The sequence below is a fragment of the Stenotrophomonas sp. YIM B06876 genome (assembly GCF_030711595.1).
GTDB lineage: Bacteria > Pseudomonadota > Gammaproteobacteria > Xanthomonadales > Xanthomonadaceae > Stenotrophomonas.
On sequence record NZ_JAUJUJ010000006.1, the window covers coordinates 25,023 to 36,466 of the forward strand.

The 11,444-nt window shown below is 68.8% G+C and carries 10 protein-coding genes; 3 read left to right on the plus strand and 7 right to left on the minus strand.

The window, feature by feature from the left end; translation table 11 throughout:
- Positions 1–30: 30 nt before the first annotated feature.
- Positions 31–1,491, minus strand: coding sequence for a cardiolipin synthase (cls, locus tag QZH66_RS04505; RefSeq protein WP_305804765.1), 1,461 nt, complete (start codon positions 1,489–1,491; stop codon positions 31–33).
- A 312-nt stretch (positions 1,492–1,803) separates the two neighbouring features.
- On the opposite strand from cls, the gene QZH66_RS04510 reads away from it, so the two are divergent.
- Positions 1,804–2,895: a PA0069 family radical SAM protein gene (locus QZH66_RS04510; RefSeq protein ID WP_305804766.1), complete on the plus strand. Its 1,092-nt coding sequence runs from the start codon at positions 1,804–1,806 to the stop codon at positions 2,893–2,895.
- Positions 2,896–3,157: 262 nt separating this feature from the next.
- Here QZH66_RS04510 and QZH66_RS04515 read toward each other — a convergent pair whose 3' ends face one another.
- The 3 genes from QZH66_RS04515 to QZH66_RS04525 all read right to left on the minus strand — a co-directional run bounded on the left by QZH66_RS04515 (position 3,158) and on the right by QZH66_RS04525 (position 6,383).
- The gene (locus tag QZH66_RS04515; protein WP_305804767.1) at positions 3,158–3,706 is read right to left on the minus strand and encodes an excalibur calcium-binding domain-containing protein; all 549 of its coding nucleotides are present in this window, start codon (positions 3,704–3,706) and stop codon (positions 3,158–3,160) included.
- A 94-nt stretch (positions 3,707–3,800) separates the two neighbouring features.
- Positions 3,801–4,817, minus strand: coding sequence for a class 1 fructose-bisphosphatase (locus tag QZH66_RS04520; RefSeq protein ID WP_305804768.1), 1,017 nt, complete (start codon positions 4,815–4,817; stop codon positions 3,801–3,803).
- A gap of 363 nt (positions 4,818–5,180) precedes the next feature.
- Complete coding sequence (locus tag QZH66_RS04525; RefSeq protein WP_305804769.1) at positions 5,181–6,383, minus strand: amino acid aminotransferase; 1,203 nt, start codon at positions 6,381–6,383, stop codon at positions 5,181–5,183.
- 169 nt (positions 6,384–6,552) lie between these two features.
- Between QZH66_RS04525 and QZH66_RS04530 the strand changes: the two genes are divergently transcribed.
- Positions 6,553–8,682: a TonB-dependent receptor gene (locus QZH66_RS04530; RefSeq protein ID WP_305804770.1), complete on the plus strand. Its 2,130-nt coding sequence runs from the start codon at positions 6,553–6,555 to the stop codon at positions 8,680–8,682.
- A gap of 14 nt (positions 8,683–8,696) precedes the next feature.
- Here the strand turns inward: QZH66_RS04530 and QZH66_RS04535 are convergent, their stop codons facing one another.
- The gene (locus QZH66_RS04535; RefSeq protein ID WP_305804771.1) at positions 8,697–9,011 is read right to left on the minus strand and encodes a hypothetical protein; all 315 of its coding nucleotides are present in this window, start codon (positions 9,009–9,011) and stop codon (positions 8,697–8,699) included.
- A 144-nt stretch (positions 9,012–9,155) separates the two neighbouring features.
- Here QZH66_RS04535 and QZH66_RS04540 point away from each other — a divergent pair, with 144 nt between their 5' ends.
- Positions 9,156–9,548, plus strand: a complete 393-nt coding sequence (locus tag QZH66_RS04540) for a hypothetical protein (RefSeq protein WP_305804772.1) — start codon at positions 9,156–9,158, stop codon at positions 9,546–9,548.
- Positions 9,549–9,665: 117 nt separating this feature from the next.
- Here QZH66_RS04540 and eda read toward each other — a convergent pair whose 3' ends face one another.
- Together eda and QZH66_RS04550 are read right to left on the minus strand one after the other, a co-directional pair.
- Positions 9,666–10,304 carry a bifunctional 4-hydroxy-2-oxoglutarate aldolase/2-dehydro-3-deoxy-phosphogluconate aldolase gene (gene eda, locus QZH66_RS04545; protein ID WP_305804773.1) on the minus strand — a complete coding sequence of 213 codons (639 nt, stop codon included), beginning with the start codon at positions 10,302–10,304 and terminating at the stop codon, positions 9,666–9,668.
- A complete protein-coding gene (locus tag QZH66_RS04550) occupies positions 10,291–11,313 on the minus strand; it encodes a sugar kinase (protein WP_305804774.1) in 1,023 nt (340 codons plus the stop codon). The genes eda and QZH66_RS04550 overlap by 14 nt, the downstream gene beginning before the upstream one ends.
- Positions 11,314–11,444 lie beyond the last annotated feature (131 nt).

The window sequence follows — 11,444 nt, forward strand, 5'->3', positions numbered from 1 at the left end:
CGGGCCATCGCCGCGGCCACGGCTGGCGTGCTACAGCAGCGGCGAGGCCAGCCGTGCGAACGCTTCGGGCAGGCGGTGGCGCCACAGCGAACGCTGCCGCTGCTGTTGCACCGGCGTGGCGGTGGCGAATTCGGCCACCAGCAATGCTTCCAGTTCGGTGGTCAGGCGGCGGTCGTCGAACATCATCGACAACTCGAAATTGAGGCGGAAGCTGCGGTGATCGAAGTTGGCGCTGCCGACGATGCACAGCGCGTCGTCGGCGATCAGCGCCTTGGTGTGCAGCATGCGCGGGCCGTATTCGTAGATTTTCACCCCGGCCTGCAGCAGCTCGTCGAAGTAGGAGCGCGCCGCCAGCGTGACCAGCCGTGAATCGCTGTGGCGCGGAATCAACAGCCGGGTATCCAGACCGCCCAGCGCGGCCGAGGTCAGCGCCATGCGCGCCGCCTCGCCGGGCACGAAATACGGGGTCACCAACCACACCCGCCGTTGCGCTTCATGGATGGCGGCCACATGCATGCGGTGGATCGCCTCCCAGGATGAGTCCGGTCCGGACACCAGCACCTGGGCCTGGATCGAACCATCGCTGCGGGCGGGATGGACCAGCGGGAACAGGTCGTCGCGGTCGAACTGCGCCGGCGCCTGTCCGCTGGCGTAGATCCAGTCCTCGACAAACACCAGCTGCAGGCTGCGCACCACATGGCCTTGCACCCGCATGTGCAGGTCGCGGTAGGCATCGGCGTGGCGGCGCTCGTCCTGCGCGTCGGTGATGTTGATCCCGCCGGTAAAGGCCAGCGCGCCATCGATCACCACTAGCTTGCGGTGCGTGCGCAGGTTCAACCACGGCCGCTTGAACGGTTTGAGCAGCTGGCTGGGATGGAACCACACCACCTCGGCGCCGGCATCGCGCAACGGCTGCAGGAAATGCCGGCGCAAGCGTGAGGAGCCCACCGCGTCGAGCAGCAGGCGGATCCTGACCCCGGCCCGGGCGCGTTCGACCAGCGCATCGCGCAGCGCGGTGCCGGTGTGGTCGGGTTCGAAAATGTAGTACTGCAGATGCACATGCCGCCGCGCCTGCGCCACCGCGGCGAGGATGGCCGCATAGGTGGCGGCGCCGTCCACCAGCCAGTCGACCGCGGTGGCCGAACTGGGCGCCAGCCCGGTGGTGGCCTGGCCGATACGCGACAGCTCGGCGCACTCCGCATCGGGCGGACAGACGGCGCTGTACTGCTCCATTCCCGACCGCGAGCGGCCGCGGCGCAGGCGCTGCCGGGTGATCTTCTGCGGCCCCAGCAGATAGAAGATGAACAGGCCGATATAGGGCAGTGCCGCCAGTGACAGGATCCAGCTGAGCGTGGCGACCGGCTCGCGCTTCTGCAGCACGATGTAACCGGTCAACCAGGCCAGATAGACCACATAGGTGGCAGCCAGCAGCTGGCCCAGATGCGGAACGCTGTCCAGCCACTGCCAGGCGATCTCGAAAGTTTCATGCATGGCGGGATTCTAGGGGAGTGGGCCCCGCCGCGCGTGGCATTCGCGAAGGCGCCGGTGGGGCTGCACCGCCACCCTCACCCGGCTGGCCCCGCACGCCGGCGACCACAGTGGCCCCGGCCTTCCACCGGAGCCGGCTGACGCGACGGGCGCCGGTGCGATGGCATCGCTCCCCCGTCGCTACCGCCCGCTGTGACGCTCGGCGCCGGCATGGGCGCCCCCGCGGTGATCCAGTCCGGAAGCCGCTGCTGAAGCCTTCAGTTTTCCGAGGCCGCTGTCGCGGCCGGTGCGACGTTCGCGGCGTAGCCTAAGAAAATGACGACGGCAATCAAGGGACGTGGCGCGACCGGCTCAATGCCCGGCCGCTTCGAGGTCACCACCGCCGAGGCGGTGGACGACGGCTGGCTGCAGGACGCGAGCGAGGAATTCGCCGCGCCGCGGCTGCGCACGCAGGTCCGCGCGGAAACCGCGCGCAGCATCATCAGCCGCAACCGCTCGCCGGATGTCGGCTTCAACCAGTCGGTCAATCCGTACCGTGGCTGCGAGCACGGCTGCTCGTACTGTTTTGCGCGGCCCACGCATGCGTATCTGAACCTGTCGCCGGGGCTGGATTTCGAAACAAAAATCTTCGCCAAGACCAATGCCGCCGAGCTGCTGCGCCAGGAACTGGCCCGGCCCGGTTACGTGCCGCAGCCCATCGCGCTGGGCATCAACACCGATGCCTACCAGCCGATTGAACGCACGCTCGGCCTCACCCGGCAGCTGATCGAAGTGATGGCCCAGACCCGGCATCCGTTCTCGCTGATCACCAAGAACGCGCTGGTCGAACGCGACATCGACCTGCTGGCGCCACTGGCCGCGCAGCAGCTGGTCAGCGTGCATTTTTCGGTGACCTCGCTCGATCCACACCTGTCGGCCCGACTCGAACCGCGCGCCTCGGCACCGCATGCGCGGCTGCGGGCGATGCGGCGTTTGAGCCAGGCCGGTATTCCGGTCGGGGTGATGGTGGCGCCGGTGATTCCGTGGATCAACGATGCCGAACTGGAAGCGGTGCTGGAGGCCGCGCGCGATGCCGGTGCAGCGACGGCCGGTTACGTGCTGCTGCGGCTGCCGCACGAAGTGGCCCCGCTGTTCCGCGACTGGCTGCAGGCCCATCACCCGCAGCGCGCCGCGCATGTGATGAGCACCATCAACCAGCTGCGCGGCGGCAAGGATTACGACGCGGCCTTCGGCAGCCGCATGCGCGGCAAAGGCGTGTATGCCGATCTGCTGTCGCGGCGCTTCGCGCTGGCCAGCAAGCGGCTGGGGTTTGCCGCATCCCGCAGCCAATGGCCGGCATTGGATTGCAGCCGCTTCGTGCCCCCGCCCCCGCCGCGCAAGCCGTCGCCGCAGGGCGAGCTGTTCTGATCCGGCGGTCTTTGCCCCGCCCTTGCGGGCCTGTGGACAAGCTTGCGGCAGCGCCCTCGCGGCGCGGATGGCTGCTGCGGCCGGCGGGCGCAACGGGTGGCGCAGCCCGCGATCCGGGCGGGTTCCCTCCGTCCTGCGCCGGGGCCGATGCGAAAGATCACCGGCCGGCGCGTGTGCCGTAAGGATTGCCGGGAACCGGTTTGCGGCAACCGGTCGCCAGGACCGGTGTTACCGCACCCTCAATGGGCCGCGGCGCGCCGGATCAACGGCACCACTGGCTTTCGCAGGGGACCCCGTCGCCATTGCCGTCCATCTGCGTATTTGGACAGTTGCCGATGAACCAGGTGGCTTCCGCGCACGAGGTCATCTGCGCGCAACGGGTGCGCCCATCGCAACGATAGGTGGCGTCCGGGACCTGGCGGGCCGCCGGCAATCCGGCGGAGGTGGCCGCTGCCGGTTGCCACGCGGGCCGGGTCGGCCAGCGCTGCACCAGCAATGCGGCGGCAATGGCGACCAATGCCGCGGCGGTCAGCCAGGACGTGACTGGAAACGGGCGTCGCCGTGGTGTTGCACGCCGCGGTGGTCGGGGGGATGGTGCACGGGCCGCGCCGGTGCGTTGCACGTTGATGCCGCGCGGTTTTTCCGCCGTGGCATCGATCTCGAACGAGATCAGCTCACCGACCTGCGGCAGCGGCCCGCCGCGGGGGAACGCCGAGATATGGATGAAAAGCCCGGTGTCCTTGCCGGCGGGGCGGACGAAGCCGAAGCCGCGATCCCCATTCCAGCTCACGACGGTGCCATGGATGCGCATCGGACCTGTCCGTAGTCGGTCGGGTACCGCCGAAGCGGCGACAACGCTGTGACCGGAAGCGTTGTCGCCGGATGTCCGGGCTGCTTTCCGCTGCTCAGGCCGGTTGGGCGTCGAACTGGCGGTGGTAACGGGTGGCTTCGGCCACTTCGTTCTTCGAGCCGAGGAACACCGGCACGCGCTGGTGCAGCTGGTCGGGGGCGATGTCGAGGATGCGCTCGCGGCCGTTGGTGGCGGCACCGCCAGCCTGTTCGACCAGCAGCGACATCGGATTGGCCTCGTACATCAGCCGCAGCTTGCCGGCCTTGCCCGGGTCCTTCCTGTCCCACGGATAGATGAAGATGCCGCCGCGGGTCAGGATGCGGTGCACGTCGGCCACCATCGAGGCGATCCAGCGCATGTTGAAGTTCTTGCCGCGCACGCCGTCGCTGCCGGCCAGCAGGTCGGCCACATACGCCTGCATCGGCGCTTCCCAATGGCGCTGGTTGGACATGTTGATGGCGAATTCCTGGGTGTCGGCTGGAATCCGCATGCCGCGCTGGGTCAGCACGAACTCGCCGGTCTCGCGGTCCAGGGTGAAGGCGTGGGTGCCGTGGCCGACGGTCAGCACCAGCATCGTGCTCGGCCCGTAGATGCAGTAGCCGGCGGCCACCTGCTGCGTACCCGCCTGCAGGAAATGTTCATCCCCAGGGTTATCCACACCGGCCGGCGCGCGCAGCACCGAGAAGATGGTGCCGACGGAGACGTTGACGTCGATGTTGGAGCTGCCGTCCAGCGGGTCGAACAGCAGCAGGAAGTCGCCCTGCGGATATTCGGACGGTACCGGCTGGCTGTGGTCCATTTCTTCCGAGGCGCAGGCGGCCAGGTGGCCGCCCCAAGCGTTGGCTTCCAGCAGGATCTCGTTGGAGATCACGTCCAGCTTCTTCTGCGCTTCGCCCTGCACGTTGCCAGTGCCGGCATCGCCGAGCACGCCCCCCAAGGCGCCCTTGCTGACCGCAATCGAGATGCTGGTGCAGGCGCGGGCGACCACCGCCACCAGCTGGCGCAGGTCGGCGTTGATGCGTTCGGCATGCTGTTCTTCGATCAGGAAGCGGGTCAGCGAAGTACGGGACATGGTCGGGAGCTACCTTGAGTCAGAAGGATCGCTATTGTCGCGGCTTGTGCCGGGCTTTACGAGGCGGGGCCAGGCAGGGTCCGGTTGTGGACAACTTCTGGCAGCGTGCCGCTTTGCGGCGCGGCCTCACCAAGGCGAAAGCTTCCGGGATGGAGGGCGGTATCCCACGTGCGCGCGAGCCGGCCGGCGCCCTCGTCCGCCGATAGGCAGGGCCCCCTTCTCCCGCGTGCGGGCGAAGGGTGTGCCGCCTGGCAAGTTATCCACATTCCTTCGCTGCGGGTGCATCACGATGGCCGGACCACGGACCCAAAAAAAAGCCCGGGATTGCGCCCGGGCTTTGAGCTGCGCGATGGTGCCGCCGGATCAGCCGCGGCTGACCTCGTAGACCGCCTTGGCCACGTAGTCCAGGTTGCTCTGGCTCAGCGCGGCCACGCAGATGCGGCCGGTGCCCACGGCGTAGATCCCGTACTGGTCACGCAGCGTATCCACCTGCGCCTTGCTCAGGCCCGAGTACGAGAACATGCCGGCCTGCTGCTGGATGAAACCGAATTCCGGCGCGCCCAGCGCGGCCAGCCTGGCCACCATGCCGGCACGCAGGGCGTGGATGCGCTCGCGCATCTCGGTCAGCTCCGCTTCCCACATGGCACGCAGCTCGGTGCTGTTGAGCACGCCGGAGACCAGCGCCGCGCCATGGGTGGACGGGCTGGAATAGATGGTGCGGATGATGCGCTTGACCTGCGACTGCACCGCCCTGGTCGAGGCCGCGTCCGGGCCCACCACCGACAACGCGCCGATGCGCTCGCCATACAGCGAGAACGACTTGGAGTACGAATTGGCGACCACGAAGCTGTCGATGCCGGCTTCGGCCACGATGCGCACGGCCGCGCCGTCCTGCGCGATGCCCTTGTCGAAACCCTGGTAGGCCATGTCGATGAACGGGAACAGCTGGCGATCCTTCATCAGCGCGGCCACCTGCTGCCATTGCTCGACCGTGAGGTCGGCACCGGTCGGGTTGTGGCAGCAGGCGTGCAGCAGCACCACGGTGCCCGGCTGCAGCTTCTGCAGGTCGGCCAGCATGCCGGCGAAATCCAGGCCATGGCGGGCGGCGTCGAAATAGGTGTAATCGACCATGGCGAAACCGGCGGCGCCGAACACGGCGCGATGGTTTTCCCAGCTCGGGTTGCTGATCGCGACGGTGGCGTGCGGCAGCAGCTTCTTGAGCAGGTCCGCGCCCACGCGCAGCGCACCGCTGCCGCCGATGGTCTGCGAGGTGGCGACGCGGCCGGCGGCAATCAGCTCCGAACCTTCACCGAACACCAGTTTCTGCGTGGCCTGGGTGTAGGCCGGCAAGCCGTCGATCGGCAGGTAACCCCGCGGTTTGGCTTCGGCCGCCAGCTGCTGTTCGATCTGCTTGACCGCGCGCAGCAGCGGAATCCGGCCGTTTTCGTCGTAATAGATGCCCACGCCAAGGTTGACCTTGGTCGAGCGGCTGTCGGCGTTGTATGCCTCGGTCAAACCCAGGATCGGATCACCTGGAACCTGTTCCACGTTTGCAAAGAAGGACACGGCGATAACTCGTTGAGTGGCGGGAGTGGCGGATTCGGCCCGGGTCACGCGGTACTGACCGAAACCCGGTCATCCTATCAGGCCACACGTCCGGCGACCGCGCGATCGCGCAAGGCGCCTGCGGCGGCCGCGGCTATCATCAGGCTGCCTCAACGGGGAACGTCCACGCATGCCAAAACCGGTCTCAAGGCTGCTGTGCGCCGGCGTGTTGCTGGGCCTGGCCCTGCCCGCCCCGGCACAGGTGGCGGCCCCCTCGCCGGTGTCGACGCTGCCGGCGGTACAGGTGCAGGCCGCGCGGGTGCGGGCGGTGGATGATTTCGAACTGCCGGCGTCGCTCACCACGGTGCAGGAGATCGGCCAGGGCAATGGCCGCGGGGCGCAGGTTTCCGAAGCGCTGGCCGGGATTCCCGGGCTGCTGGCGCGCGACCGGCAGAATTATGCCCAGGACACCCAGTTGTCGATCCGCGGCTTCGGCGCGCGTTCCAGCTTTGGCGTGCGCGGGGTGCGGCTGCTGGCCGATGGTGTGCCGGCGACCATGCCCGATGGCCAGGGCCAGCTGTCGCATTTCAATTTGCTCGGCGCCGATCGTATCGAGGTGCTGCGCGGGCCGTTCTCGGCGCTGTATGGCAACTCCTCCGGCGGCGTGGTGCAGCTGTGGAGTGCCGACGGCCAGGCCGGCGATCCGTGGCGGCTGCGCAGCAGTGTCGGCAGCGACAACGCCGTGGTCACCGGGCTGCAGCTCAAGGGCCGCGAAGGCGACGTGCATTACAACGTGGCCGCCAGCCATATCCGCACCGATGGCTGGCGCGAGCACAGTGCGGCGCGGCGTGAATCGCTCAACGCCCGCTTCGGCGTGGAATTGGCGCCGGGGCGGCGGCTGGAGCTGCTGTTCAACCATTTCGACGCGCCCCACGCGCAGGACCCGTTGGGCCTGAGCCGTGAACAGCTGCGCGCTGATCCGCGCCAGGCTACGGCGGTGGCCACGCAGTACAACACCCGCAAATCCGCGCGGCAGTCACAGGCCGGTGCGGTGTTCACCGCACAGCGGGAGCAGCACACGCTGCGGTGGATGGGCTATGCCGGAACCCGCGCGGTGGAACAGTTCCTGGCGATTCCGCCGGCCCCGCAGAACCATCCGCTGCACTCCGGCGGGGTGATCGGTCTGGACAGCGATTACGGCGGGATCGACGCGCGCTGGGCCTGGCAGGGGCAACTGGCCGGGCGTCCGTTGGAGCTGGTGGCCGGGGCCAATGCCGACCGCCAGCGCCAGCACCGCCGCGGCTACGAGAACTTCGTCGGCGCGCAGCTGGGCGTCAAAGGCCGGCTGCGTCGTGACCAGCTCGACCGGGTGCAGAACGTGGACCAGTTCGTGCAGCTGTGGTGGCAGCTGGCTGCGCGCTGGTCGGCGCTGGCCGGGGCGCGCCACAGCCAGGTGCGCTTCCGTTCCGCCGACCGTTACCTCGCCGCCGGCAATCCCGATGACAGTGGCCGCCGTGGTTACGCCGCCACTACCCCGGTGGCCGGCCTGGTGTTCCGCGCCAGCGACGCGTTGCGCCTGTATGCCTCGGCCGGGCGCGGGTTTGAAACCCCGACCTTCAACGAACTGGGCTACCGCGCCGATGGGGCGGCCGGCCTGGCGCTGGATCTGGGCGCAGCGCGCAGCCGCAATATGGAACTGGGCGGCAAATGGCGTCGGCACAGCGGCGCGCATGCGGAGCTGGCGCTGTTCCGCGCCGATACCGACGATGAACTGGCCGTGGCGTCCAACCTCAATGGCCGCAGCACCTATCGCAACATCGGCCGCACCCGTCGCCAGGGGGTGGAAGCCGGCTATGTGCAGCCGCTGGGTGGGCACGCCCAGCTGCAGCTGGCGTGGACCTTTATCGAGGCCAACGTGCGCCAGGGTTATCTGGCCTGCGCCGGCAGCGGCTGCACCACGCCGGACACCCGGGTGGCCGCCGGTACGCGGTTGCCGGGGGTACCGCGCCAGCAGCTGTTCGCGCGTTGGCAGTGGCAGCCGCGTGCCTGGCAGTTCGCCACCGAGGTGGTTGCCGCCAGCGATACCGGGATCAACGATGCGGCCACCGCGACCGCCCCGGGCCATGCGTTGCTGAATCTGGAAGCGTCGCGGGAATGGGCGGCCGCCGCCGGTGCGCTGCGCCTGTTTGCCCGCATCGACAATGCGCTGGACCGGCGTTACATCGGCTCGGTGATCGTCAACGACGGCAACCAGCGCTATTTCGAACCGGGCCCGGGGCGTGGTGGCAGCGTCGGCCTGCAATGGCAATGGGCGCGCTGACTCGCCACCGTGGACTACCGGGGTTCCTTGGCCGGCACGAACGGGGAGGTCGGATCGCTGGCCGGGAAGGTCTCGTCCAGCGCCTCGTCCTGGTTCTCGCTTTCGTGGTCCTTGCGCCGCTGCCGCTGTTGCTCGTCTTCCGGGGCGGGCGCGGGGCGCCTGGCCGGCGTGTCCTTGGGACCGGTGGAGGGAGCGGTCAGCCGCGGGGGGTTTCCGGGCTCGCCTTCCAGGCCGGCGGCGCCACGGTTTTCGCTGTCCTCACTGTCGTGCTTGCCGCGCTGCTCACCCGGCTGCCGCAGATGTGATTCACGCAGGGGATCCCGTTGCATGACCGTCTCCTATCAAGATGAGTTGCAACTACAGCGCCATCGCCGTTAACGCGCCGCGAACCGGACGCCGTGCACGCAGTTGTCACCGACCACTAACGTGGGCGGCGTTAAAGCTGTCACCCGCCCAATGCCGGAGTCGCGGCTATGCAACGCCTGGAACGCCGCACCACGTTCTCGTTGTTCAACGCCCATCTGGACCCGCGGCCGGCACGCCGCCTGCGATTGCGCCGGCTGGCGGAGGCCAACGCGGTGGCGCAGGATTTCCTGCAATACAGCCTGGATGACTACGATCGCCGCCGCACCCATGGCGCTGCCACCTGGCGCGATCTGTGCCCGGCATACGCCTTCGCCCTGAGCAGCCATTCAGCGGACTGGCCGCGCGGCAGTGCCGATATCGACGATGAGCTGGCGGCGCACTGGGAACTGGTGCGCGGCGAGTCGCGGCTGGAATGGCGGCAGGCGCGCGCGGTGGTGGAAGATGCCTGGCGCGCGTTGGACCATATGCCCGTCGCGGCGATACGCCATTGCAGGCAATGACGGCGCGCAGCGTCGGGTAGCCAGCGCTGCCGTTTGCCGGGCGGCGTGTCGCGATCACACAAACGCAACGCCGCGCCACGGTGCGAAACGTCCGCCGCCGTGGCAGATGGCTGGCGCTTATCCGGCGAGCGTTGCCGCCTCGCGCGCCAGCTGCTCGATGCCTGCCCAGTCCCGCGCCTGCACCCGTTCACGCGTGGTCAACCACGATCCGCCCACGCACAGCACGTTGGGCAGGTGCAGGAACTGGCGTGCGGTCTGCGCGCTGATGCCGCCGGTGGGGCAGAAGCGCACCTCGCCGAACGGGCCGTTCCAGGCCGACAGCATGGCCGCGCCCCCGGCCTGCACCGCCGGGAAGAACTTGAACGTATCCAGCCCCTGCTCCAGCCCGCGCATCAGTTCCGACGAGGTCGCCACGCCGGGCAGGAATGCCATGTCGGTATCGCGGGCGGCGGCGTAAAGCCGGTCGGTGGCGCCGGGGGACACCGCAAAGCGGCCGCCGGCGTGCTTGAGCTGTTCCATCTGCGCGGCGGTGAGCACGGTGCCGGCGCCGATCACGGCCTCGGGCACGGCCTGGACCATCGCCTCGATCGCGGCCATCGCCGCGGGCGTGCGCAACGTCACCTCGATCACCGGCAGGCCCCCGTTGAACAGCGCCTGCGCCACCTGCACCGCGTCATCGATGTCTTCCGGGGTGAACACCGGAATCACCGGGGCGAGTTTGAGGACCGCACGCACGCGGGGATCAGCGCCTGACATCGAATTTTCCTTCGCCCACCAGGGCCAGTACGTCGGCCACGCCGACCGGGTTGAAATCGCCGGGAATGGAATGCTTCAGGCAGCCGGCGGCCAGCCCGAAACGGATCGTGGCCTCGGCATCGAAGCCCTCGATCAGGCCATGCAACACCCCGGCAGCAAAGGCGTCACCGCCGCCGATGCGGTCCACGATGCCGGTGAGCTCTTCGGCCGGCGCCAGCGCGCGGATGCCGTCGCGACCGAGCAGCATCGCCCCCAGCGAGTGGTGGCCGACATTGTGCGCGGTGCGCTGGGTGCAGGCCATGTAGTGCAGGCGCGGGAACGCGGCAAAGGCCAGCGCCGCGGCGGCGTCTACCCGCGCCTGCGCGTCGGCCTGCGGAAACTGTCCACCCAGCACCACGCCGATGTCGCGGTAGTCGGCAAACACGATGTACGCGCAGTCGAACAGATCACGCAGGATCGCCTTGGCATCGCCGCCCCAGCGTTCCCACAGCTTGGGCCGGAAGTTGCCATCAAACGACACCTTGATGCCCATTGCCACCGCCGCGCGCGCGGCCGCCAGGGTGGCCTGCGCCGCCTCCGGGCCCAGCGCTGGGTTGACCCCCGACAGGTGCAGCCACTGCGCGCCCTGCAGCAGCAGCGGCCAGTCGTAGCTGTCGGCCGCGGCGCTGGCGAAGGCCGAGTCGGCGCGGTCATAGACCACCTCGCTGGGCCGGTGGCCGGCGCCGGTGGTCAGGAAATACAGGCCCATGCGGCCGGCGCTGCGGCGCACGCGCGAGGTGTCCAGCCCGTGCCGGCGCAGCTCACCGGTCACCGCCGCGCCGAGCGGGTTGTCGGCGACCACGCTGACCATCGCCACGGCATGACCGAAATGGGCCAGGGAAACGCCGACGTTGGCCTCGGCACCGCCGGCATGCACCTCCAACCGCGGCGATTGCAGCAGCAGCTGGTTGCCGGGGGCACCGAGCCGCAGCAGCAGTTCGCCAAAACAGACCACACGGGTATGACTCATGGGACTCCTCGTCGCTGTCGACAGTGGGGAATGATCGCATGGCAATTGGCCAGCGGTGTCATTCTAGCCTTGCCGCCCTGGGCGGAGCCGGTTTCACAGGGTCAAACCTCGACGGCGCAGTGCTTTCGACC